At 61.0% G+C, this 23,135-nt stretch carries 20 protein-coding genes and 1 pseudogene; 6 read left to right on the top strand and 15 right to left on the bottom strand.

Annotation, left to right across the window (positions count from 1 at the left end; all coding sequences use genetic code 11):
- Nucleotides 1-184 precede the first annotated feature (184 nt).
- The 8 genes and pseudogenes from KXR72_RS01020 to rraA all read right to left on the bottom strand — a co-directional run bounded on the left by KXR72_RS01020 (nucleotide 185) and on the right by rraA (nucleotide 6,149).
- The gene (locus tag KXR72_RS01020) at nucleotides 185-916 is read right to left on the bottom strand and encodes an ABC transporter substrate-binding protein (RefSeq protein WP_437419278.1); all 732 of its coding nucleotides are present in this window, start codon (nucleotides 914-916) and stop codon (nucleotides 185-187) included.
- Nucleotides 913-2,244 (bottom strand): MFS transporter, encoded by a 1,332-nt coding sequence (locus KXR72_RS01015; RefSeq protein WP_437419277.1) that lies wholly within the window; start codon nucleotides 2,242-2,244, stop codon nucleotides 913-915. The genes KXR72_RS01020 and KXR72_RS01015 overlap by 4 nt, the downstream gene beginning before the upstream one ends.
- A 52-nt stretch (nucleotides 2,245-2,296) precedes the next feature.
- Entirely contained in the window at nucleotides 2,297-3,349 is a 1,053-nt protein-coding gene (locus KXR72_RS01010) for a lactonase family protein (RefSeq protein ID WP_437419276.1), read from the bottom strand.
- A 12-nt stretch (nucleotides 3,350-3,361) separates the two neighbouring features.
- Nucleotides 3,362-3,514 (bottom strand): hypothetical protein, encoded by a 153-nt coding sequence (locus tag KXR72_RS01005; protein WP_437419275.1) that lies wholly within the window; start codon nucleotides 3,512-3,514, stop codon nucleotides 3,362-3,364.
- 129 nt (nucleotides 3,515-3,643) lie between these two features.
- Nucleotides 3,644-4,528 carry a LysR family transcriptional regulator gene (locus KXR72_RS01000; protein WP_437419274.1) on the bottom strand — a complete coding sequence of 295 codons (885 nt, stop codon included), beginning with the start codon at nucleotides 4,526-4,528 and terminating at the stop codon, nucleotides 3,644-3,646.
- A 164-nt stretch (nucleotides 4,529-4,692) separates the two neighbouring features.
- Nucleotides 4,693-4,887 (bottom strand): annotated as a pseudogene (locus KXR72_RS00995) (tautomerase family protein); the annotation flags it as partial.
- Nucleotides 4,888-4,923: 36 nt separating this feature from the next.
- Entirely contained in the window at nucleotides 4,924-5,619 is a 696-nt protein-coding gene (locus tag KXR72_RS00990; RefSeq protein WP_437419273.1) for an aspartate/glutamate racemase family protein, read from the bottom strand.
- A gap of 59 nt (nucleotides 5,620-5,678) precedes the next feature.
- Entirely contained in the window at nucleotides 5,679-6,149 is a 471-nt protein-coding gene (gene rraA / locus KXR72_RS00985) for a ribonuclease E activity regulator RraA (protein ID WP_437419272.1), read from the bottom strand.
- 251 nt (nucleotides 6,150-6,400) lie between these two features.
- Between rraA and KXR72_RS00980 the strand changes: the two genes are divergently transcribed.
- From KXR72_RS00980 to KXR72_RS00955, 6 genes are all read left to right on the top strand, one after another.
- Nucleotides 6,401-7,471 carry an isocitrate/isopropylmalate dehydrogenase family protein gene (locus KXR72_RS00980; protein ID WP_437419271.1) on the top strand — a complete coding sequence of 357 codons (1,071 nt, stop codon included), beginning with the start codon at nucleotides 6,401-6,403 and terminating at the stop codon, nucleotides 7,469-7,471.
- 105 nt (nucleotides 7,472-7,576) lie between these two features.
- Complete coding sequence (otnK, locus tag KXR72_RS00975) at nucleotides 7,577-8,845, top strand: 3-oxo-tetronate kinase (protein ID WP_437419270.1); 1,269 nt, start codon at nucleotides 7,577-7,579, stop codon at nucleotides 8,843-8,845.
- On the top strand, nucleotides 8,842-9,477 hold the full coding sequence (gene otnC, locus KXR72_RS00970) for a 3-oxo-tetronate 4-phosphate decarboxylase (RefSeq protein ID WP_437419269.1): 636 nt from the start codon (nucleotides 8,842-8,844) through the stop codon (nucleotides 9,475-9,477). Before otnK ends, otnC begins: the two co-directional genes overlap by 4 nt.
- Nucleotides 9,477-10,373, top strand: coding sequence for a LysR family transcriptional regulator (locus KXR72_RS00965; protein ID WP_437419268.1), 897 nt, complete (start codon nucleotides 9,477-9,479; stop codon nucleotides 10,371-10,373). The genes otnC and KXR72_RS00965 overlap by 1 nt, the downstream gene beginning before the upstream one ends.
- Nucleotides 10,374-10,495: 122 nt before the next feature.
- The gene (acnA, locus tag KXR72_RS00960; protein ID WP_437419267.1) at nucleotides 10,496-13,189 is read left to right on the top strand and encodes an aconitate hydratase AcnA; all 2,694 of its coding nucleotides are present in this window, start codon (nucleotides 10,496-10,498) and stop codon (nucleotides 13,187-13,189) included.
- Between the two features lie 61 nt (nucleotides 13,190-13,250).
- Complete coding sequence (locus tag KXR72_RS00955) at nucleotides 13,251-14,303, top strand: AbrB family transcriptional regulator (RefSeq protein ID WP_437419266.1); 1,053 nt, start codon at nucleotides 13,251-13,253, stop codon at nucleotides 14,301-14,303.
- A 3-nt stretch (nucleotides 14,304-14,306) separates the two neighbouring features.
- Here KXR72_RS00955 and KXR72_RS00950 read toward each other — a convergent pair whose 3' ends face one another.
- The 7 genes from KXR72_RS00950 to KXR72_RS00920 all read right to left on the bottom strand — a co-directional run bounded on the left by KXR72_RS00950 (nucleotide 14,307) and on the right by KXR72_RS00920 (nucleotide 23,107).
- A complete protein-coding gene (locus KXR72_RS00950; RefSeq protein ID WP_437419265.1) occupies nucleotides 14,307-15,224 on the bottom strand; it encodes a GntR family transcriptional regulator in 918 nt (305 codons plus the stop codon).
- A gap of 219 nt (nucleotides 15,225-15,443) precedes the next feature.
- Nucleotides 15,444-16,961, bottom strand: coding sequence for a tripartite tricarboxylate transporter permease (locus KXR72_RS00945; protein ID WP_437419264.1), 1,518 nt, complete (start codon nucleotides 16,959-16,961; stop codon nucleotides 15,444-15,446).
- The gene (locus tag KXR72_RS00940; protein WP_437419263.1) at nucleotides 16,961-17,404 is read right to left on the bottom strand and encodes a tripartite tricarboxylate transporter TctB family protein; all 444 of its coding nucleotides are present in this window, start codon (nucleotides 17,402-17,404) and stop codon (nucleotides 16,961-16,963) included. Before KXR72_RS00940 ends, KXR72_RS00945 begins: the two co-directional genes overlap by 1 nt.
- Nucleotides 17,404-18,384 (bottom strand): Bug family tripartite tricarboxylate transporter substrate binding protein, encoded by a 981-nt coding sequence (locus KXR72_RS00935; RefSeq protein ID WP_437419262.1) that lies wholly within the window; start codon nucleotides 18,382-18,384, stop codon nucleotides 17,404-17,406. The genes KXR72_RS00940 and KXR72_RS00935 overlap by 1 nt, the downstream gene beginning before the upstream one ends.
- 371 nt (nucleotides 18,385-18,755) lie before the next feature.
- Nucleotides 18,756-20,066 (bottom strand): OprD family porin, encoded by a 1,311-nt coding sequence (locus KXR72_RS00930; protein WP_437419261.1) that lies wholly within the window; start codon nucleotides 20,064-20,066, stop codon nucleotides 18,756-18,758.
- Nucleotides 20,067-20,306: 240 nt separating this feature from the next.
- Nucleotides 20,307-21,893, bottom strand: a complete 1,587-nt coding sequence (locus tag KXR72_RS00925; RefSeq protein WP_437420347.1) for a methyl-accepting chemotaxis protein — start codon at nucleotides 21,891-21,893, stop codon at nucleotides 20,307-20,309.
- A 278-nt stretch (nucleotides 21,894-22,171) separates the two neighbouring features.
- A complete protein-coding gene (locus KXR72_RS00920) occupies nucleotides 22,172-23,107 on the bottom strand; it encodes an alpha/beta hydrolase (RefSeq protein WP_437419260.1) in 936 nt (311 codons plus the stop codon).
- Nucleotides 23,108-23,135 lie beyond the last annotated feature (28 nt).

Raw genomic sequence — 23,135 nt, 5'->3', positions numbered from 1 at the left:
TAAATGCCCGGCCCGCGCACCTCAGCCATTCGAAGGCTGCACCAAAGACGCTGGAGAGGCGTCGGCGGTCGCCTCGGATACAGCGTCCCCTCTGCTCTGCCCACGACAGGACTGGACTGTTGATGAGCCTGAACCGCTAGGGTAATGCAAGGCTAACTGACTCGCCGGACAATGACTCCCCTGCTCAGCCCACCTCAGGCCCTACCCGCACATCCTGCTGGCCGCTTTGGCGCAACTGTTCCGCGACAAAGCCGCTGCGGATCTTCTCGTTGAGGAAATTTCGGATGTACCGAGCCCCGGCCAGGCGGCCCTTGGGTACAGCCATTGCCTGCCGAATCTCGGTGAAACTGTCGTCAAGCACACGATAGCCGGGGTTAGCCTTGGCAAAATCTTCAAGTGGCTGGCGGACGCCGGCAGCGGCATCCAATTTCTGTTCGACGAACCAGTCCACCGCAGCCGCAGAAGTCGGTGCACGGACCAGCTCCGCCTCGGACAGGGTACGGGTCAGGAACAGGTCATAGGCCGCGCCCTTCCCTACCGCCAGGCGCAGCGCCTTCCGATCGAGCTCGGCGACCGAACGGAGCGGGCTATCTTCCTTGACCAGGTAGGTGCCTTCGATGATCACGTACGGGTGGCTGAACTCAATTTCCTCAGCCCGAACAGGCTCGATGGCCAGGAACGCCAGGTCCCAGCGGGCCTCGGACAACGCCGCGAAAACCTTGCCTGCTGCATCGAAGGTCACGAACTCGACGTCTACCCCGAGCGCCTCTGCCAGCGCCTTTGCCAGCGCGGTGGAGACGCCGCCAGGCTGGCCATCTGCCCCGCGTTGCGCCAGCACCGGATTGCCATAGTTGATCGCGGCCCGCAGTACGCCCGTCGGGGCAAGGTCTTGTAGTATGTCTTGGTCGACTTTCATGAGTTCACCTTATTCTGAACGGCTGTAGATACGACGTCTTCGTCGTCTTGCTTGTTGATGCGCATAAGCAAAGTCATAACGCAGGCGACTGCCAGCAGGCCACTGAGAAATAGCAGCCCGATGGCCGTACTGTTGGTGCTTTCCTTGACCATCCCTATCATTGATGGCCCGAAGAAACCGCCTAGGTTGCCAACTGAGTTGATGACGGCGATCGAAACGGCAGCCGTCGTCCGGCTCAGAAACAACGTTGGCAACGCCCAGAACGGCGACTTGAAGCTGTACAACCCGGCCAGCGCGAGGCTGATCATGGCGATGGCGATAATGGGGTCTGTAAACATGCCGGCGCCGATCATGGCCGCGGTGGCCACCGCCAGCGGAATCGCTGAGTGCAACTGCCGCTCGCCGTGGCGATCGGAGCTACGTGACCAGCCAATCATCATGAACGTCGCGACGATGTAAGGCACCATTGCGATCAGGCCGATCTGCGTATGGCTCAGCGACTCGGAGAAGCCCTTGATGATCTGCGGCATCCAGTAGCCGATTCCCAGGCTTCCGCACTGGTAGACGAAGTAGATAAACGAGAGGTACAGCACCTTTGGGTTGGTCATGGCCTTCATGACGCCAAAGTGCTTGACGTTTTTTTTCGCTTTACGGTCGTTTTCCAGTTCGTTCAACAGCCAGTCGCGCTCTTGCGGCTTGAGCCACTTGGCCTGCTCCGGCTTGTCGGTCAGGTAGAAGTAGCATACAACGCCCAGGAACACGGCTGGGATTCCCTCCAGGAAAAGCATCCAGCGCCAGCCGCTCCAGCCGCCCCAGCTGATGTTGTCCATGATCCAGGTGCTCAGTGGCGCGCCGATAATGTAGGAGACCGGGATAGCCGCGGTGAACAAGGCAACGGTGGTGGCCAGCTCTTTCGAGCGGAACCAGTAGGTCAGATAAACAATGATGCCAGGGAAGAAGCCGGCTTCCGCGACGCCGAGCAGGAACCGGAGCACGTAGAGCTGGGCAGCCGACTCGGCGAACGCAGTGGCAGCCGCGATGATGCCCCAGGTCACCAGGATGCGTGCAATCCACACCCGCGCACCGTAGCGGTTGAGCAGGACGTTACTCGGCACCTCGAACAGGAAATAACCAAGAAAAAAGATGCCGGAGATGAAGCCGAATGCCTCGCTGGTCAATGCCAGCTCGGCATTCATTTGCAGCGCGGCATAGCCGATGTTCGCGCGATCCAGATACGACACGATGTAGAGCAGGAATACGAAGGGAATGATGCGCAGGGTGACCTTGCGCACCACGGTTTTTTCCAGGCTGTTGCTTTCTGTTGTCATTGTGAGCCTCACCCGGTCACCTAAACGCGGACCGTCTTGTTGTTATCTGATTTCAGGCTGAAAAGATCATGCAAACGGGACTACCTGTGGTTACCTGCTCGCCCGTTGCCTCGAGCAGGCCGAGTTGGTGATCAACAGCGAAGGTGACGATCGAATCGCTGTCCTCGTTGAGCGCAAACAGGTAGCGCCCATCGGGGCTGAGTGTGAAATAGCGTGGCGTTTTTCCTTGGCTGGGTATGGCTGCGACAAAACTGAGCAGCCCTGTTTGCAGATCGATGGCGAACACCGCGATGCTGTCGAAACCGCGGTTCGAGGCGTAAAGGAAGCGCCCTTGCGCATCGACCTGTATGCCCGACGCACGGCTGTTGCCCGTGTAGCTGTCAGGCAGGGTGGACAACACCTGCCTGGGGCTCAGCACCCCTGTCTGCGTGTCGTAGCCATAGGCGGCTACCGTGTTATCCAACTCGTTAATGACGTACGCCATGTCCCCTTGCGGGCGAAACGCCATATGCCGCGGGCCCGCCGCCTCGCGGGCCTTTACCGAGGTAACCGCCGTCGTGGACAGAGCGCCGGCTTCATAGCGAAAGCAGAAAATCGTATCCAGGCCTTTGTCGGGCACCAGTACATGGCGCCCCGAGTGATCGAATAAATTGAAGTGCGGCTTCGCATGCGGCTGCTCAATCCGATGAGGTCCTGGCTCGCCATCCAGCTGCACGAGTTGCTTCAGCGAGCCCAGACTGCCGTCTTCCTCGATCGGCAGCACCGCTAGGCTCGCACCGATATGGTTGGAGACGATCAGGTGACGCTCGTCCGGATCGAGCGCCAGGTGTACCGGGTTCTTGCCTTGTGTGTCCTGGCGATTGAGAAAGACGATCCGTCCGGTCGCCTTGTCGACACGAAAAGCGCTGACCTCGAAGCGATCACCATGCACGCAATAGAGCATGTCGCCCTTGCCGTTGAGCGTCAGATAGGACGGATTGACCAGTCCCTCGACAACCTGCACAGGCGTCAGCACGCCGCGCTGGTCATCGAAGTGGAAAACGCTCAGCCCTTCACCACGTGCATTGCGTTCACGCGTCGTGCGGCTTCCAACATATGCGTACATCGAAGTTTCCGATCAGGCATGGGTGTAGATCGCAAGGCCGGCTTCACGAATAATGAGAGCTGCCTGACCGACAGAACCATTCGGTGCAAACCTTGCGACGGCCATCTGGAAGGCGTCAGGCGCGCGGCGCAGAGCCGCCAACGGCCAAAGGAACGTGATGGTCAAGCGCCGGCATCTTCAAAGCGCTGCCTGACGTGCCTCCCGGATTCGCTTTCATCCTAGAGCCATGGTCAGAGGGGGAAAATTGGCGATTCGACAACGGGCGTTCTCCGACGGAGAACGCTTAGTGACAGCTCAACGAGTGCCGAGATGCTCCACCAAGGTTCGCACCGTAGGTGTCAGCAGGTCCATGCTCCGCACCCCGACCACCAGCATCCGCTTCGCCCAGGCTTCGTCGAGCACGGTCATCTTCAATTTGAACGGTCGCAGGTACTGAGTGATCGCCGCCTTGGGCAAAATGGCGACCCCTATGTTCGCCGCCACCAGGCGGCACATGCACTCGAAGCTGCTGACCCGAACCCTGACTCGCATGGTCATTCCGAGCTCGGCTTGCTGATTCGAGAACAGCGTATAGAGCGAGCTGTCCAGGTGCGGGCCAATGAACTCATGCTCCAACACGTCACGGAAAGAAATGCTCGATAGCCCCGCCACTTCGTGCCCCTGTGCGCTGACCACTACCAATTGGTCCTGCCGATAGGGCCTGACTTCCAACCCGGGCGCCTGGGTGTGCTCGGCAAAGATGCCGAGATCGGCTCGGCCTTCAGTCACGGCGCGCACGACAGCAGAGCCGACGCGCTCCTCGATGTCGAAGTTGATCTGCGGATAGCTGCCGAGAAACCGCTCCAGATCGGCGGGCAGGAACTGCGTCAGGACGGAGGTGATCGCGTGGATGCGGATATGGCCCTTGACCCCAGCGGCATAGCTGGCCAATTCCTCGTCCATTTGCCCAAGCACCATCCTCAGCTCACGCGTGTAATGCAAGATCGACTGCCCGGCCGGCGTGAGCTCGACACCTCGCGCATAGCGCAGCAACAGCGGCGAGCCAACCTGCTGCTCAAGTTCCGAAATGCGCTTGCTCACGGCCGACACTGCAATATGCATGCGCTCGGCCGCGCGGGTGAGGTTGCGTTCTTCGGCGACAGCGACAAAAACGTTCAGGGTGAAGAGGTCGTAGCGCATTCGGATCGCTCCAGGGTCGGGCCGGCCGACAAGTCATCGCATCGTGGCGCCCGACGCCTGTACCGACGAGACAGCTCTTGTCGTATGCCGATGCGGGGCGGGGCCTTCACGCCGGTCTGCCTTCCATGCAAAGAGCGGCGTACCTCGACGTCGGGCCGGTTCGCTCAGCGCTCGCTATACAGCACGCCGCCACGAGATTTGTTGTTCGGATCGGATTCGACGATCTGTACCACCACTCGCTCACGCGGCACGTCGAAGCTGTCGATGACCGCCTCGGTGATCTTTTGCATCAGCATCTTTTTCTGCTCATGGGTCCGTCCTGCGACGGCGTAAACGACAATTTCCGGCATGGTTTTGCTTCCTTGATGATTGCCGCTCGTGGGCGGCGAGAGTAATTACCGTAATGTGTCGAGCGCCTGTTGAGCAGGCGGCCCCGCAAGCATCTGCCGCAGCTTGAGCACGGCACTGTCTGGAGTGGTCAGCACCGGTTGCCGGGTGGCACCGCGCGCCGCCTCGGCTGCAGAGGTCATGGAGAATTGGGCGAAGCACAGCACATCGGCGTCGCAGACCTGAGCCGCCATTGTCGCGATCAGCTGGTCATGCTTGGCCACTTCACCCGCGCGCAACGCCACCATCGCCTCGGCACAGATGTAGGGCTGAATCTCTACGCTGCGACCCTGCGCCGCGGCCATCGCCTGAAACTCGTCACGCATCGCGGCGATCGCCGGCTCGAACGTGGCCAACACTGCTATTCGGCTGCCCTGTTTTAGGGCCTCCGCAACCATCGCCTCGCTCGGGCGCATCACTGGGATCGACAACTGCTCGCGGCAGACGTCGATGGCATCACCATAAGCCGAGCAGGTGAAGAGGATGGCATCGGCGCCGGCCGACTCGGCATAGCGGGCCAGGTCGAGCAGCCGACCGGACAGGGCTGGTGTCAGCGCGCCGGCGGCTTCCAAGTCCAGTGAGAGCGAGTCATCCAGCAAATTGAATGTTGTGGATTCAGGCCAAAGACGCTGAAAGGCGCCGTGGATCGGCTCCATTGCCACCGAGACCGCATGGATCAAGAAGACGCGTTTGGATTGGGCCACGCCTAGTACCTCCGTTCAGTTGTTATCAGGCTGCGGGACGGCGAGACCCCGAGCGTGGCTCAAACATCAAGGATGATCACGCCGTCGTCATCGCCATAAAGACGATCACCGGGAACAATCATCTGCCCGGCGAAGGTCACTGGCACGCCTACCTGCCCCTCGTCGCGCTTGATCGACTTGCGCGGCGAGGCACCCAGTGCCTTGATCGCGATCGGCAGGTCGCGCAGCACGGCCTTGTCGCGCACATAGCCATAGATAAGCGCGCCGGCCCAGCCATTTTTCACCAGATCGACCGCGATCACATCGCCCAGCAGCGCGCAACGATCACTTCCACCGCCGTCAACCACGAGAATCCGCCCCTCGCCCGGCTCGAGGCTGAGCTCTTTAATACGTGAGTTGTCTTCGAAACATTTAACGGTCACGGCCGGACCGGTCATTTCGCTACGCCCGCCAAGGTCCGCAAAGAGCGGCGCCAACACACGGACCCTGTCGCCATGCTCGTCGCACAGGTCGGTTGTCTTGATCGTCATGGTGTTCCACCTCAGCCTTATAAATGACGATCTAAACTTGCATGAATTGGTTTTTCGTGCAATAAAATTCAATATGTCGAGGGGACGGTCGATACCTGCGCTTGGTCAGGTCGCTCAATCTTAAAGCGATCCGTTAGCTTGCCCGGTCGATCGGAAACCCAGGCAGATGGTTTTTCGCTACGATTGCGTGCAGCTCCAGGCAGCGTAGCGGCTATTCTCGATTACAAACAACAATGATTAGGAGAGCGCAAATGCGGATTCTGGTACTTCCCGGCGACGGCATCGGCCCTGAGATCGTCGAGTCCTCGATGACGGTGCTGAAGGCAGCCGATGAAAAATACAAACTTGGCCTGAGCTTCGACTACGACGACGTGGGCTTCGCCAGCCTGGACAAACACGGCACCACGCTGCGCCAGGAAACGCTCGAGAAGGCCAAGACCTACGACGGCATCATCCTCGGCACCCAGTCGCACGCCGACTATCCGGCACCGGAACAAGGCGGTCGCAACGTCTCCGCTGGCTTCCGCATCGGCCTGGACCTCTACGCCAACGTGCGCCCGGCCCGCACCCGCCCCTTCCTGACGTCGAACATGAAGGAAGGCAAGAGCATGGATCTGGTGATCATGCGCGAAGCCACTGAAGGCTTTTACCCGGATCGCAACATGACCCGCGGCTGGGGCGAAGTGATGCCCACGCCGGACATGGCGCTGTCCACCCGCAAAATCACCCGTCATTGCAGCGAGCGCATCGCCCGCCGCGCCTTTGAACTGGCCAGCAAACGCAAGAAGAAAGTTACCGCGATTCACAAGGCCAACAGTTTCCACATGACCGACGGCCTGTTCCTCGAAGCCGTGCGCCATGTCGCCAAGGACTTCCCGGACGTACAGCTGGACGACCTGCTCGTCGATGCCTCCACGGCGCACCTGGTGCGTTCGCCGGAGCGTTTCGACGTGCTCGTCGCGACCAACTTCTACGGCGATATCATCAGTGACCTGGCCAGCGAGCTGTCGGGGAGCCTGGGCCTCGCCGGTTCCATGATGGCCAGCGACACCCATTGCTGCGCGCAGGCCCAGCACGGTTCGGCACCGGACATCGCCGGACAGGACAAGGCCAACCCGGTCTCGATGATCCTTTCGGTAGCGATGCTGCTGCAGTGGATGGGTGAGCACCACAGCAACCCGGCGCTGGTCGAAGCCGCCGCGGCGATGGACAAGGCCGTCGATGCAGTGCTGGAAAACCCCGAGCAGCGCACCGCCGACCTTGGCGGCAAGCTCGGCTGCAAGGCCTTCGGAAAGGCTGTCGCGGACGTCCTGCGCGGCTGACCCGATGGGCGCCGTGCCCCCACGGCGCCCATGCGAACCAAATCTCAAAGAACAACAATGCCTCATCCAGCGCCCCGCGCTCGATCCGAGGTAAAGGAGAGAGCAGTGAGCCAACTATTGCTGGGTTGCATCGCCGACGACTTCACCGGCGGCACCGATCTCGCCAGCATGCTGGTGCGCGGCGGCATGCGCACGATCCAGGTGATCGGCGTGCCCGAGGGTCCGATTCCGGCAGATGTCGACGCCGTCGTCGTCGCGCTGAAATCGCGCACCCAACCGAAAGACCAGGCTGTGCAGGAATCGCTCGCCGCGCTTGAGTGGCTGCGTGCCGCCGGCTGCCGGCAGTTCTTCTTCAAATACTGCTCGACCTTCGATTCCACCGCTGAAGGCAACATCGGGCCGGTGGCCGACGCGCTGATGGATGCGCTGGGCATCGACTTCGCCCTGGCCTGCCCCGCCTTCCCGGAAAACAAACGGACCATCTACCAGGGCCATCTCTTCGTCGGCGACGTGCTGCTCAGCGAGTCGGGTATGCGCCACCATCCGCTGACGCCGATGACTGACGCCAACCTGATCCACGTACTGGGCAGCCAGACCAAGCGAAAGGTTGGCCTGGTGCCCTACCCGGTCGTGGCGCAAGGCGCAGCGGCCATTCGCGACGAATTCGAATCCGCAAAACGCGAGGGCAAGGGCTACGTCATCGTCGATGCAATCGACAACGCCAACCTCAACGTCATCGGTGAGGCCGCGGCCGATCACCTGCTGATCACCGGCGGCTCCGGTGTGGCCATCGGCTTGCCGGAGAACTTCGCGCGCGCCGGCCTGCTACAGACGAGCCACAGCGCGGCCGAACTGCCGCCGGTAGGCGGCTACAGCGCGGTGCTGTCCGGCAGCTGTTCGGTCGCCACCAACGACCAGATCGAGCATTGGCAACGTAGCCGGCCGAGCTTCCCGCTCGATCCGCTGCGGCTCGCCGAAGGCTGCGACCAGGTCAGCGAAGCCCTGGCCTGGGCCCGCGAGCGTGTCGCAGAAGGTCCGGTGCTGATCTATGGCAGCGCCCGTCCTGATCAGGTGAAGGCCGCACAAGAACGCCTCGGCGTTGAAGCGGCGGGCCTGTTGGTCGAAGAGGCGCTGTCGCGCATTGCTGTCGGGCTCGACGAGCTGGGCGTGCGCCAGTTCGTCGTGGCCGGAGGCGAGACGTCCGGCGCAGTGGTCAAGGCGCTCGGCGTCGAGGCCCTGCGCATCGGTGCGCCGATCGACCCGGGCGTGCCCTGGACGCTGGGCGTGCGCGAGGTGCCGGTGGCCCTGGCGCTCAAGTCCGGCAATTTCGGCAGCCTCGACTTCTTCGAAAAAGCATTGGGGCAGGTGCGATGAACGAGAACAAACAGCGGGACGAAATCGCCCTCCTCGGCAAGTCGATGTACGACCGTGGGCTGACGCACGGCGGCACCGGCAATATCAGCGTGCGGCTGGACAACGGCTGGCTCGTCACCCCGACCGGCTCGTCGCTGGGCCGCCTGGACCCGGCTCGGATTTCGAAACTCGACTGGGACGGCCGCCACATCAGCGGCGACAAGCCCTCCAAAGAGGCGCTGCTGCATCTGGCCATGTACGAGGAGCGGCCCTCCAGCGGCGCCGTAGTGCACCTGCACTCGACACATTCGGTAGCTGTCTCGGTACTCGACGGGCTCGACCCCGACGACCTGCTGCCAGCCATCACCGCCTACTACGCGATGCGCGTCGGCAAGCTGCCACTGGTGCCCTACTACGCGCCGGGCGATCCGGAGCTGGCCAATGCGGTCAGGGCATTTTCCGGCAAGCATCATGCGATGCTCCTTGCGCATCACGGCCCGGTGTGCGCCGGCTCCGACCTGCACGCGGCGGTGGATATCACAGAGGAGCTGGAAGCGACGGCGCAACTGTTCCTGCTGATCTTCCAGCACAAGTTCAGGACACTAACGCCCGAACAGATCGCTGACCTGCAGCGCCGGTTTCCCCAGCGCTGATGCCGATGCGCTATGACCTGCTGAGCCTGGAGATCTTTCTCGCGGTGGCCGAGCTCGGCAGCGTCACCCGCGCCGGCCCGCGCTGTCACCTGGCAACCTCGGCGATCAGCAAGCGCGTCAGCGAGCTGGAGGAAAAGGTTGGTTCGCCGCTGTTCATTCGGAATGCGCGCGGTATGCAGCTTACCCCTGCCGGCCAGTCACTGCGCCACTACGCCCAGCAGATGCTCGACACCCTCAAACGGATGGAGCTGGAGCTTGGGGAATACGGCGCCGGAATCAAGGGCCACATCCGCCTGCACGCCATTACCTCAGCGCTCGCCCAACAACTGACGCTGGATATTGCTGGCTTCCTCGATGCCTACCCGCAGGTGCGCTTCGACGTTGAAGAGCGCTCCGGTGCGAAAGTGGTGCGCGCTGTATCCGAAGGTCGCGCCGATCTTGGCATCGTCGGGGAGCACACCCCAGCACTCGGGCTTGAGACGGCACTCTACCGTATCGACGAGATGGTCATTGCGGTCGCCGAAGACCACCCATTGGCTGCGCGCGATGCAATCAGTTTCGCCGAAGCCCTGACCTACGAATTCATCGCCCCGCACCCTGAAAGCTCGGTACATCGACTGCTCAGTGAACAGGCGCGCCTGCTTGGCGGCGAGATCAAGCAGCGCATCCGCGTCAGCAGTTTCGACAGCCTGTGCCGAATGGTCTCGACCAACCTCGGCATCGGCTTTATCCCGCGCGGCGTACTGCGTCCCTACTTGCGTCAGTTCCGCCTGCGGGCGTTGACGGTGGATGAAAGCTGGGCCGACCGGCGCCTGTTTATGGTCGCCCGCAGCTTCGCCGCGCTGGACCCGACCACCCGCGCGTTTGTCGATCACTTGAGCGTCGACCATTCTTGAATGGAGAACGCACCATTACCAATTGTTCAATTTTCAGCCGTTCTCTGGCTGCCTACCATTCGCAATCAATCCAAGCCGTTTCCGAACGGCGCACGCTGAACAAACCAGAAGTAGCCAAGCCGATGAAGACGCCTCTCGATTCCCGCTTCGAAAACCACCTGCAGATCGGCCAAGTCCGTTACGCCTATGTCGACCTACTGAAAGTAATGCCGGTTAGCGATCTGCAGCGCCTGCCCTACTCGATCCGCCTGTTGATCGAGAACGTCGCACGCTGCTCGCCGTCGGCGCTGCCCGAGGTGCTGGATTGCGCCGCCGGGCGCAGCAGTGGTTGCGAGGTGCCCTTCTACCCGAACCGGCTGATGTTCCACGACACCACCTGCTTGCCCGCGTTGGCCGACTTCGCCGGCATGCGCGACATGGTGGCCGAGCTGGGCGGCGACCCGAGCCTGGTCAACCCGACCATCCCGGCCGTGCTGACCATCGACCATTCGGTGATCGTCGAGCGCTACGCCAGCCCCGATGCAGTCGACGCCAACCTGGACATCGATTTCCGCCGCAACAGCGAGCGCTACCGCTTCATCAAATGGGCGCAGCAGAGCCTGGACAATTTCAAGGTGGTTCCGCCAGGCACCGGCATCATCCACCAAGTGAATATGGAATCTCTGGCCACTGTGGTCTGGGAAAGCCAAACGACTGATGGCCGGGCGCTGCTGCATCCCGACGACATGGTCGCGACCGACAGCCACACGCCGATGATCAACGCCGTTGGCGTGCTCGGCTGGGGGGTCGGCGGCCTCGAAGGCCAGGCAGCGATGCTGGGCGAGCCGGTGCCGATCGGTTTTCCCGAGGTTATCGGCCTACGCCTGACTAACGCGCTGCGCCCGGGCGTGACCGCCACCGACCTGGCCTTGTGGGTCACCCGCCTTCTGCGTGAACGCGGCGTGGTCGGCAAGTTCGTCGAATTCTGCGGGCCCGGTCTGTCCGCGCTGAGTTGGGCAGCGCGCGGCACCCTGTCGAACATGGCGCCGGAATACGGCGCAACGGTGGTGTTCTTCCCCTTCGATGACGTCACCTACGAATACATGCAGCTGACCGGCCGCACCGAGGAGCAACTGGCGCGCATGCGGGCCTATCTTGATGTGCAACAGCTGTGGCGCCGCGACGATGCCGCAGAGCCCGTCTTCACCGAAGTGATCCCGATCGACCTCGCGCAGATCGAGCCGAGCGTGGCCGGCCCGCACCAGCCGCACCAGTGGCGCCCACTGGGCGAGGCGGCAAAATCCTTCCATGAAGAGGTGCTCGACAAGCGCGCCAGTCTGATCGCCACCAGCGCCCCGCAGGCACCAGACGAATACCTGGAACCCTCGTTCGGCCAACCGCTGACGCATGGCGCCATCTCTATTGCGGCGATCACCAGCTGCACCAACACGGCCAACCCGAGCCAGATGATTCAGGCCGGTCTTTTCGCCCGCAACGCGCGGCGCCGCGGGCTGTTGCCCAAACCTTGGGTGAAAACCTCGCTCTCGCCCGGCTCGCGGGTGGTCGCAGACTACCTAGGCAAAGCTGGCTTGCTCGAAGAGTTTGCCGCGCTCGGCTTTGACCTCGCCGGCTTCGGTTGCATGACCTGCATCGGCAACTCCGGCCAGCTCGAATCCCACATGGAAGCCTTCGCCGACCAGGGGCTGCAGACGGTGGTCGTTCTGTCCGGCAACCGCAACTTCGAGGGCCGGGTGAACCCGAAAGTGCAGATCGGCTACCTCGCCTCACCCGCGTTGGTGGTCGCTTATGCCATCGCCGGCACTATCGACACCGATCTGCAACAGCAACCGCTGGGCAAGGACGCCGATGGGCACGACATCTACCTGCACGAACTGATGCCAGATGAAGATGAGATCCGTGCACTGGTCGGTGAGACCGTGCGCCCCGAGCTTTTCCGCGAGCGCAACGCGACACTCTGGGACGGCACGCACCACTGGCAGGCGCTTTCCGCCTCCGGCAGCATGCGCTTCCCCTGGTCGCCAACTTCGACCTACCTGCGCCGGCCGGTCTACCTGCAAGGCGTGAATGCCGAGGCACCACAATCACTCGCCGTCGAAAACGCGCGCGTGCTGCTGGCATTGGGCGACAACGTCACCACTGACCACATCTCGCCGGCCAGCGCCATCCCGCTCGCCAGCCAGGCCGGGCAATGGCTGATCGAGCACGGCGAAGCGCCTGAAGACCTGAACCAGTACTCGACGCGCCGCAGCAACCACGAGGTGATGATGCGCGGCGCCTTCGTCAACCGCGCGGTGCGCAACCTGCTGCTCGAGACGCAACCCGGCGAAGGTGGCTGGGCCTACAACCACGACGGCCAGGTCCAGCGCGTCTACGACGCAGCGCTAAGCCACGTGGCCGCCGGCACGCCGCTGGTGGTGTTCGCCGGCTTCAATTACGGTGCTGGCTCCAGCCGAGACTGGGCCGCCAAGGCGCAGGCGACGCTAGGCGTGAAAGCCGTGATCGCGCGCAGTTTTGAACGCATCCACCGCAGCAACCTGATCGGCATGGGCGTGTTCCCGATTCAGTTCGCGCCGGGCGAATCGCTCGAACAATTGGCGCTCGACGGTTCGGAACGCGTGACACTGGTCGGCCTCGACCGGGTTGAGGTCGGCCGCAACCCGATCGAGCTGCAGCTGACCGGCCGCGACGGTCGCACCCGCCAGGCCCAGCTCGTGCTGCCGATCGATTCGCAGCAGGAACTGCTCTACCTGCGCCAGGGTGGCATCCTGCCCTACGTGGTACGCAAGGCTATCTCACGGACCGGGAACCAAGGCTAAGCATGCCCTTGATTGCCGTCTCGGCTGCCCTTGCGCTACAGCCACCCATGCGGGGTGGCCTTTGACGGCGCGTTCAAGCGGCCTTCACCAGTGGTGGGCGACACCACTGGTGGGCACCCTGGGTGCATTGCTGGCGAGCGCTGCACATTGGCCGCTGCCCTGGATCATCGGCTCGTTGCTAGCGGTTACCGTGGTGCGCTGCATCGGCTGGCGGGTGCAGGAAGTACCTCATGGTCGGATGTCAGGCCAGCTCATCATCGCCACGGCCATCGGCCTGCACTTCACCCAGACAATATTCGCCGAGGTCAGCGCCCACTTTGTCCTGATCGTGAGCGCCGCTGTTCTCACCTTCCTGCTGGCAGTTGCCGGCATCGCCCTGATCCGCCGGCTGGGCATGGATCTGGGCACCGCCTATTTCGCGTTCATGCCGGCGAATTTCGCCGAGATGGTGCGCCTGGCCGAAGACAATGGCGCCGATGTCAGCCGGGTCGCGGCTGCGCATAGCGTCCGTTTGACTGTCATCGTGCTCTGTGTGCCGGCGCTCGCCTTCTGGCTCGGTGGTGTGGAGCCGATGACCAACCATGTCCGGCCGGATATAGACTGGCGCTGGCTGACGCCGATGCTGGCCGGCGGTGTGCTGGTGGCCTGGCTGGGTAAGCGAATCGGCCTGCCGAATCCGTGGATGTTCGGGCCGATCGGCCTGTGCGCCGCGCTGACCGCAAGCTTCGACCTGCAACTCGCCTTGCCGGAGGCGCTCAGCCACTACGGCCAGTTGATGATTGGCTGCGCACTGGGCGTGCATTTCGACCGGAATTTCTTTCACAGCGCGCCGGCCTTCCTGCTGCGTGCGCTGCTGTTCACCCTCGCAATGATCGGCAGCACCGCCGCCCTCGCCTGGGTCGTGGCGCGGCTCGTCACGTTGCCGGCGCCGACACTGTCGCTAGGGATGATGCCGGGCAGCAGCACCGAGATGTACTTGACTGCCGAAGCCCTGCATCTCGGCGTTGGCCTGGTCACGGCGATGCAGATCACTCGCCTGGTGGTGGTCATGCTCGCGGCAGAGCCACTGTACAGACGCTGGTCCGGCCGACGTGAACGGCAGGAAGCGAAATAGCCGCTACACCGCCTCGCTCAGCGTCCTCACAGCGCCCGATGCGCTACTAGAGGCGCGCAATCTAAGGATTGGCGACTTTCTGGCGAAAGCGCCGGAGAGATGCTTCTTCATCAGGTGTGCGGCTTCGAGGTTGTTGCCAGCTTCAACCAGCTCGATCATCTGAAGGTGCTCGGTACACTGCTGCACCAGGCGCTTGCGGTCGATCATCGAGCGGTACTCGAGCAGCCGGCGCATATTGTTCATCTGCACCAGCATCATGTGAAAGACAGCATTGCCGGATAGCTTGATCAGCTCTTCATGCAAACGAATGCCCGCACGTAGCAGTACGTCGGCCGGCATGGTATCGATGCCGCCGGCGAGGATTTCCTGTTGCTCTTTCCTCAGCCTGCGCAGAACGCCAAGGTCACAGGTAAAGCCCGGCTCCAGCAGGCCCGCCGGCTCGATGAGTGCACGGACTTTGTAAATCTGCTCAAGGGTTTCGGGCGTCTTAGCGACATCGAGGAAGCGCCAGCCGTAGCCTGGCTTAGGCTCGGCCCAGCCAACCTTGGCCGCTCGATTTAGGATGTCCACCACCTGGAATTTGGTCAGGCCGTAGCGGTCGCGTAGGAACTTTTCGGTGACTTCCGCCGGGATCTCATCATTGAGCCAGTCCTCGGAAAGCCTGTAGTACTCGGACGGCTCCTCCAGCGGGATGACCTCGTCCGGGTTCTCGGCCGAGTCCTGAGGCAGCGCGATAACAAAGAAGCCGCGGTTGGGAAACTGCTCCAGGCAGCCCATATCGGCCAGCTCCATCAGCGCCTCACGCGCAGGCGATCGTGAGACGTGGAATTCGTCCGCGACCTTCTGCGCGCTCAGGTGCGCACCGATCTTTAATTCGCCGACTTGGATCTTACGTTTAATATCGAAAACGATCCGTTGCACTAACGGGCTTGCAGGCATATTGCGTTCACTTCACAGGGAAAATCGGGGCTATTTAGATGTTTTTCGCCGCTCGGGCAACTATAGTCAAAATCGTTTTTTTGAACATCGAAAATCTCAACCCGACTGGTTCGGAACTATAAGCCGCACCAATAAAAAGGCCACCCAAACGGGTGGCAGAGGAGCTAAACGAACCGGGGCAATGAGCCGCCCCGGTGAGCATTAGGCGATGTTCTCGGCGGCCTTCTTCATCCGCTTGCGCAGGAAGGGACCAATTAGCACGGGCGTCAACAACCCGATGATCGCGAAGGCCCAGATCGAGATGGCAATCGGGCTCGCCCAGAGGATCGAGGTATCTCCGGCCGACAGGTTCATTGCGTTACGCAGGTTGACCTCCATGGTCGGTCCCAACAACGTTCCCAGCACGATAGGCACAAGCGGTATCTCGACTTTGCGGAAGATGTAACCGAGTACACCAAAGCCAATCATCATGTAGAGATCAAGCGTCGAGTTTGTGATTGAGTAGATACCAACCACAGCGATCAACGTGACAATGGGCATCAAGTACTTCGGTGGTATCGAGAGGATCTTCACGAATACGCCGATGAGCGGGATGTTCATGAACAACAGCATCACGTTGCCAACGAACAGCGCCGCGATGACGCCCCACACCACATCGGCATGCTGCTGGAACATCAGCGGGCCTGGCGTGATATTGAGCGTAATCAGCATCGCCAGCAGTACCGCGGTGGTGCCGCTGCCAGGCACGCCCAGGGTCAGCATGGGTACAAGCGCACCACTGGAGGCTGCGTTGTTGCCCGATTCCGGCGCCGCGACGCCGCGGATGTCGCCTTCCCCGAAGGTGCCCTTGCTGCCGATCACCTTTTTTTCCAGCGTATAGCTGATGAAGCTGCCCAACGAGGCGCCCGCCCCCGGCAATACACCAGCGATGAAGCCAAGAACGCTGCCACGCACGGTGGTTGGCAGAATCCGGACGATGTCCATCGCGCGCAGGGTGATCTTCTCGACCTTGATCATCGGCCGCCCTTCGCCGGCATGCGACTCGAGGAAGATGAACATCTCGGACACTGCGAACAGGCCGACAATGATCACGATAAAATCGATGCCCTCATAAAGGTGCATGTTGGAGAAAGTGAAGCGCTCAATACCGGTAGTCATATCGATCCCGATGGTCGAAAACATAAGACCGATACAGGTGGCGAACACAGTTTTCATCGGGTTTTTGCCGGTGATGCCGCCCAGTGTCGCGAACGCCAGGATGAACAGAGCGAAATATTCGGCCGGGCCAAAGCGCAGTGCGAACTTGGCCAGCAGTGGCGCCAGCAGCACCAATCCGATCACGGCTAAGAAGCTGCCAACGAAGGAAGCGACAGCGGAGATTGCCAAGGCATCGGCGGCCCGGCCTTTCTTGGCCATCGGGTAGCCATCAAGGCAGGTCATCATTGCCGGCTCATCACCCGGAATATTGAGCAGGATCGAGGATATCCGGCCGCCGTACATACAGCCCGCATAGACGGAGGTGAGCAGGATCAGCGCCGCATCCGCACCAAGGTTGAGGCTGAACGCAAGCGGGATGAGAATGGCTATGCCATTTGCCGGCCCTAAGCCAGGTAGCGAGCCAATCAGAGTACCGAGAAAAGCTCCGATAAGCGCGAACATAAGGTTTTCCGGCTGCAGCGCGACGCTAAATCCCAGCATGAGGTGGTCAAACAGTTCCATCAGTTCATCCCCCAGAAGGCGCCAGCGGGCAAGGACAGTTCAAGTCCGTAATTAAAGAGCGCGAACATGCCGATCGAAGCACAACTACCAACCAGTGCGGCCGGTTTGAGCGACGCACCCATGCGCCAGGCGAGAAAGGCGATCGCCGCTCCTGCTGCGATGATGAAGCCGACGCTTTCCAGGGTCAGCACGAAGACGACAAGCGCGCCGAACACCGCCAGAATCTCAATGAATACCTTGAGCGATGGCCAGGGTTGGTCCGCATCTGGCCTGACCATGAAGTAGATGCTTGAAATTGCGAGGCCTATCGCCAGCAGCGTCGGGAATGCACCGGGGCCGATGGCCCCAGCACCCGCCGACGCAACCTGGAGTTGCTGAGCCTGCCACCCGTAGGCGATGGCCAGAATCAAGCCCGCCAGGCCGAGTCCGCGATCGTTTTTCATTATTTGATAATCCCCAGTTCTTTCGACAGAGCGTTCACTTCAGCGATCTGCTCGGTTACGTACTGCTTGAACTCGTCACCTGTCTTGTGGAACGGCATCAGCCCGTTCTGCTTCATGACTTGCTTCCATTCGGGCGTCTCGTACAGCTTGTGCAGCGAGTCCACCCACCAGTCGTACTGCTCGTCGGTGATGCCCGGGGCAACGTACACACCGCGGAAGTTCAGCCAAGTCACGTCAACGCCCTGCTCTTTAGCCGTGGGCACATCGGCTACTTTACCTTCCACGCGTTCATCGGCGAGTACCGCCAGGATGCGCAGGTCACCGGACTCGAAGAAGCCCAGCGATTCGGAAAGGTCGCCGGTAAACACATCGACATGCCCGCCGACGACCTGAACTAGGGCGTCACCGCCGTTATTAAAGGAGAGATAGCGCAGATCCTTGAGACCGGACACGCCCGCACGCTTGGCTGTCAGCAGAACCCGCAGATTGTCGTCACCACCTTGGGGACTCGCGCCAGCAAAGGTCACACTGCCAGGCGCCTTTTTCATGGCATCCACGAGATCGGTGAGCGACTGATAGGGGGAATCCTTGCGCACCGCGATTACGCCCGGCTCAGCCCCCATCGAGGCAGCCCAATTGACCATGGTCGAATCGAGGTTTGGATAACCGTTCTGTGCCAGGCGCGTCACGGTGCCGGTGCTGGTCGCGACGAAGACGCCGAAGTCACCCTGACGCTTGGACACGACATGGGCGAAACCAACCCCATGACCACCGCCTGGCATGTTGGTCACGGCAATGTTGCCGGGAATGATGTCCTGCTGGTTAAGGGCCTTGCTGATGCTACGGCAGATGAAATCGAGTCCGCCGCCTGGGCCGGCGGGTGCGATGCATGCGGGCCGCTTGGGTGGCTCAATTGCCATTGCCAACGTGGACGTGAGGAGAAAGCTGGCCGCAAGCAGCTGGGTTGCCATTCGTTTCATGCTTATTGTCCTTATTTTCGTTGTATCGCTTTTGCTCTCAAGCGAGCAATCGGTACCGCCCAACCTACATGCATATTGGCTGGTTAAAATGCAATCTAGCCCTTTTCAATCGAACCGTCAAACACTCCTTTGATGTAAAAATCAAAGCGGCAAATGCTGCCGATAAATGATTCTTTTCAAAGACTTAGCGTTTATTTTCCAATCTAGAACAAGGCCTAAGTGGCGCTATTTTTTGCGAACGGAAACATGACGCAACAGGGCTGAAATCGCTTTTTGGTGCAGCGTGACCCGTCAGTCGAGCGATATTGGCGGCGACCGATCGACGCTGCGCTGGTTAGCCAGCACCTGCCGACCACCAGCGGTGCGTAGAGTCAGATCAGGTCCAGCGGATACTCGACAATGAAACGCACTTCGTCGACGTCACCTTCGGCTTGGTCATCGTTGGCGCGGTGGGTGGCTTGGCGCAGGCGCAGGCTTAGGTCTTTCGCCGGACCGGATTGCACGGTGTAACGCACATCGAAGCCACGCTCCCAATGCTTGCCGGCGGCGCCCTGAAGGCCGGCATAGGCACCGCTGGCATCCGCGTCGGTGCCGTCGATGTTGTCGCCGCGAATGTAGCGCGCCGACATTTTCAGGCCGGGTACGCCATAGGCGGCGAAATTGATGTCGTAGCGCAGCTGGTACGAGGTCTCGTTGGCGCCGACAAAATCAGAGATAGATGCTGCGTTAGCCAGAAAGATCGAATCACCGCCGACGTAGTCAAAAGGCGTGTCACCATTCGCTTTCTGGTAGGCGAAGGTGAACGAGTGGGCACCCAAGCTATACTCCGTGGCCAGGCTATAGGTGCGGTTGTCGACCTCGCCAAAGTGGGCGTCGCCCGCGTCTCGGGTGCGGTAGAAGTTGGCGTCCAGGTTCAGCGCCTGATCTTCGCCGAGTACAAGGGTGTAGTTCAGGTTTGCATAGTACTGCCGCCAAGTGTCCTCGAAACTAGATGCGTAGAGGCTCCCGGTCAGGCTGTCGGTAAAATCGTATCGCCCGCCAACGAAACTGATGCTGTCGCCTAGTTGATCAGCCTCACCGGTCTCCACGAGCAGGTCGCCGTCGCTGTTGGTCGAGTTCCGGTAGTTATAAGCCGTGAAATGGCCTGCCTCGATCACTGCCCCCGGAATGTCACCGGACGTGAGCAATACGCCGGTTGCGGTTTCCGGAAGCAGCCGAGAATCGGCTGTAGCAAAAACCGGAGCAGTAGTCTGCATCTCACCGTACTTAAGCACTGTCGAGGCAATCCGCAGCTTGAGTGATCCGCCGACATGGCCATAGTCATCGCGTGCGCGATCATCCTCGTCGATAGGCAGCAGACCAGTGCCGGAGCGCCCCCGCCCACTGTCCAGTTTTAAACCAAGAAGGCCGTAGGCGTCGAGCCCAAAGCCTACCGGCCCCTGGGTGAAGCCCGATTCGTAGAACGCCATGATGCCGTGCGCCCACTCCTCTCGGTAACTTTGGTCATCCGGGTCAGCATCGCGGAAATCACGGTTGAAATAGAAGTTGCGGTTGAGCAGCGACAGCTTCGAATCTTCGATGAAACCCTTCGATTCTTTCTGCGTTTCGCTGTACGCGGTACCGGCGGATATCAACGCGACGGTCGTGGCGATGCCAGTAGCCACCTTGAGCATGATCTTCATATCGCTTCCTTATTCTTAGACTTATCTGGGCTTTGCCGGGCTTCAGGCGCGATACCGGGCGACAGCTAGCGATTGCATGAACACAGCACGGCAACCGACGATCTCGCCCTGGCGCTATAGAAATACAGCCAGGCCGAGCCACCATATCATTGCTTTTTAATGTGTCAATGTGCTGATAGAGCAATCATTTAATGAGCCTCCCCGACGCACATCATCGGGAGGGCTGCATAGCTCTCCCCTTCAGCAGCGGAACGCGCCAACCGCGCTCTTGAGCCGCCCAGACAAATCCGCCAGGGATTCGCTCGCTTGGGTCAACTGCAACGCGCTGTCGGACGTGCGGGTGGAGAGCGTTTGAATAGTGGTTAGATTGCGGTCGACTTCTCTCGCAACCTGCGCTTGCTCCTCCGAGGCGCTGGCGATCACCAGGTTGCGCTCGTTGATCTGGCTGACCCCCTCAACGATCCGCTCCAGCGCTTGACCTGCATCGAGCGCCTGAGCCTGTGAGCTTCCCGCAAGCGCCTGGGTCTTACTCATGGCTGCCACCGCCTCACCGGCGCGGCCGCGGACCGCGGCGATCAACTTTTCAATCTCACCAGTCGAATTTTGCGTACGGTGCGCAAGCGCCCTCACCTCGTCAGCGACCACGGCGAAGCCGCGACCCTGCTCACCAGCGCGCGCTGCTTCGATGGCCGCGTTCAGTGCCAGCAAGTTGGTCTGCTCCGCAATACCGCGGATCACTTCGAGCACATCGCCGACATTGCTGATCTCGCCCGCCAAAACGCTGACCTTGTCTGTCGAGCCGGTGATCTCGCTGACCATCGCAGTAATGCCGGCAATGGCCTGACATACCTGCTCTCGGCCACGTTCCGCGTCAGCGCTGGTCTGGTTCGACGCTTCAGAAGTGCTTACAGCGTTGCGCGCCACCTCATCTACTGCCGCGCTCATCTCTGTCACAGCCGTCGCAGCTTGCTGGATTTCGCCGTTTTGCGTCTGAAGATCCTCCGAACTCTGTAGCGCCACCGCATGCAACTGTGTAGCGGCGGAGGCCAATAGCCCCGACGCATCGGTGATCTCGCCGACCGTTTGCCTCAGGCTCGCCTGCATTGCCGCCAGGCTGCGCAGCAGCTGGGCCGACTCATCATGGCCACGCGCGACAAGCTGCTGTGTGAGATCGCCCTTGGCTATGCGTTCCGCTGCAGCCATTGCATCGCGTATTGGCCGGGTAACCAGGCGTGTGATCCAGACGCCCAACAACACTGATACCAGAAAGGCTGCGGCGATACCCGTACCCAAAATCCAGCTCGAGCGAACGCTTGCTGCAGCGGCGGCCTCGGTCGCGACGCGGCTGCGTTCTTTATTTTCGTTGATGATCGCCTTCATTGCATTGGTCGCGCCCCGGTATGACGGGAAGGCATCACGATCCAGCACCAGCTTGGCCGCCGCCGCATCGCCCATGTCCAGCTCAGCGGTTGCACGGGCAATGGCAGCGGTATAGCCCTTCCATGCCGCCTCGAAAGCCGCGACCTGTTCGCGCTCGTCGAATGATTGCGGCGTCGCTTGATACTCGACAAATAGAGCTTCTACCTGTCCCTGGTTCTCCAGCATCGAGGCCCGCGCATCATTCCGCTCTTCAACACTCGCCTGCATCGCGACCAGCCCAATCAAACGGTAGGCATCACGAATATGCGCAATGACGTTGCTGCGCACATCATTTGCCTTAGTGATCGATTGAAGATCGTCAATCAGTACTTGCTCCAGCGCCTTGTGTGTGCCGGCTACTTCAAGCTTGCCCAACCCGCCGACCGCCAACGTCACACATGCACACATGCACACAAACCGAATGCAGCAATCAGCTTCGCGGCGATTGTTTTTCTCTGCAGCAACATATTGCTTCCTCCCAGATACCACGCGAGGCGCCCACATGGCACCTAATCGGTTCTCACGGAGTATCGGCAAGAGGGAAAGAAACTTTTGCTTTTTAGGACGCATATAGACGATGTAACGCTGGCGCCCTGCCCGACTGTTCGCAATGATGGCGATTCCCTGATTATCAGTCGCCTTAAGCGCGCGTCCCGGCCCGACCCTAGAGCGCCAGCTAACTAGTTTTAATGATCAGTTATCCACCAGCGGACAAGCGCTTGGTTTATCGCCTCCTTGCATCGCGTCGTTTGAGAGCTGGGCGACAGGTCAAACATGTGCGTCACGTTTGGGTAGACGTGCAGTTCGATTGCAACGCCAGAACCTGACAAGCGCCGTGCGTAGTCGAGGTTCTCTTCGAAAAACAAATCCAGGGCGCCAACGGCTATGAAAGTGGGAGGCAGTCCCGCCAGATTTGTCGCCAGGGCCGGTGATAGATAACCGAGCGTGTATTCGTCGAGCGCCTGCTGGCCTTGCAGGCAACGCCAGCAAAAGCGATTGGCCTCAGCCGTCCAGGCGAATCCGCCGGTTGTCGGGTTATCACGGGGAGCTGCTGGCGTCCCTGTGCGACAGTCGAGCATGGGGTAGACCAATAGCTGGCCGGCCAGGGCCGGCAAGCCGCTGTCCCGGGCGAGCAGCGCCAGCGCCGCCGCGAGACCGCCGCCGGCACTATGGCCCATCAGCGTGACTCGCTGCGGATCGATACCGAGCGACTCAGCCTGTTCGATCAGCCATTCAAGCCCTGCGAAGCAATCCTCCAGCGGTGCCGGAAATGGATGCTCCGGAGCCAATCGGTAATCGACCGCAACGACCCAGGCCCCCAGAACCTGGGCCAGATCTGCCAATTGGTCATCGGCCATTTCCGGCTTGCCGAGTACGAAGCCGCCGCCATGGATGTAATAGATAGAAGGCCTGGCCAAGCCAGGCTCCAAGCCAGGCGGTGCATAGACACACAGCCGCAGGGGCGCGTCATTTTCAGCGCGGTCAATACAATATTCCCTGAAACGCAAAGGCCTGACCGGTTCAAAGCCCGCATGTACCCGTTCGCGGATGACCGGAAGCGTTTCGAGGCTCCACACCTGTGGCGCCTCGTCGAGCAACGCGTGGTAGGCCGGGTCGAGCAAGTGCTTGCCATGGCTGGCACGGTTTGAT

The organism is Stutzerimonas chloritidismutans (assembly GCF_051486945.1).
Taxonomy (GTDB): Bacteria; Pseudomonadota; Gammaproteobacteria; order Pseudomonadales; family Pseudomonadaceae; genus Stutzerimonas; species Stutzerimonas chloritidismutans_B.
The sequence above is the reverse complement of the archived record's forward strand: the minus strand, read 5'-3'. Positions and strand labels throughout refer to the sequence as shown.

What these genes read in the sequence shown, in the direction of transcription:
- KXR72_RS01020 (WP_437419278.1), bottom strand. Translation starts at nt 916, where the DNA reads ATGAAAGTCGACCAAGACATACTACAAGACCTTGCCCCGACGGGCGTA.
- KXR72_RS01015 (WP_437419277.1), bottom strand. Translation starts at nt 2,244, where the DNA reads ATGACAACAGAAAGCAACAGCCTGGAAAAAACCGTGGTGCGCAAGGTC.
- KXR72_RS01010 (WP_437419276.1), bottom strand. Translation starts at nt 3,349, where the DNA reads ATGTACGCATATGTTGGAAGCCGCACGACGCGTGAACGCAATGCACGT.
- KXR72_RS01000 (WP_437419274.1), bottom strand. Translation starts at nt 4,528, where the DNA reads ATGCGCTACGACCTCTTCACCCTGAACGTTTTTGTCGCTGTCGCCGAA.
- rraA (WP_437419272.1), bottom strand. Translation starts at nt 6,149, where the DNA reads ATGACGATCAAGACAACCGACCTGTGCGACGAGCATGGCGACAGGGTC.
- KXR72_RS00980 (WP_437419271.1), top strand. Translation starts at nt 6,401, where the DNA reads ATGCGGATTCTGGTACTTCCCGGCGACGGCATCGGCCCTGAGATCGTC.
- otnC (WP_437419269.1), top strand. Translation starts at nt 8,842, where the DNA reads ATGAACGAGAACAAACAGCGGGACGAAATCGCCCTCCTCGGCAAGTCG.
- KXR72_RS00965 (WP_437419268.1), top strand. Translation starts at nt 9,477, where the DNA reads ATGCCGATGCGCTATGACCTGCTGAGCCTGGAGATCTTTCTCGCGGTG.
- acnA (WP_437419267.1), top strand. Translation starts at nt 10,496, where the DNA reads ATGAAGACGCCTCTCGATTCCCGCTTCGAAAACCACCTGCAGATCGGC.
- KXR72_RS00945 (WP_437419264.1), bottom strand. Translation starts at nt 16,961, where the DNA reads ATGGAACTGTTTGACCACCTCATGCTGGGATTTAGCGTCGCGCTGCAG.
- KXR72_RS00940 (WP_437419263.1), bottom strand. Translation starts at nt 17,404, where the DNA reads ATGAAAAACGATCGCGGACTCGGCCTGGCGGGCTTGATTCTGGCCATC.
- KXR72_RS00935 (WP_437419262.1), bottom strand. Translation starts at nt 18,384, where the DNA reads ATGAAACGAATGGCAACCCAGCTGCTTGCGGCCAGCTTTCTCCTCACG.
- KXR72_RS00930 (WP_437419261.1), bottom strand. Translation starts at nt 20,066, where the DNA reads ATGAAGATCATGCTCAAGGTGGCTACTGGCATCGCCACGACCGTCGCG.
- KXR72_RS00925 (WP_437420347.1), bottom strand. Translation starts at nt 21,893, where the DNA reads ATGTGTGCATGTGTGACGTTGGCGGTCGGCGGGTTGGGCAAGCTTGAA.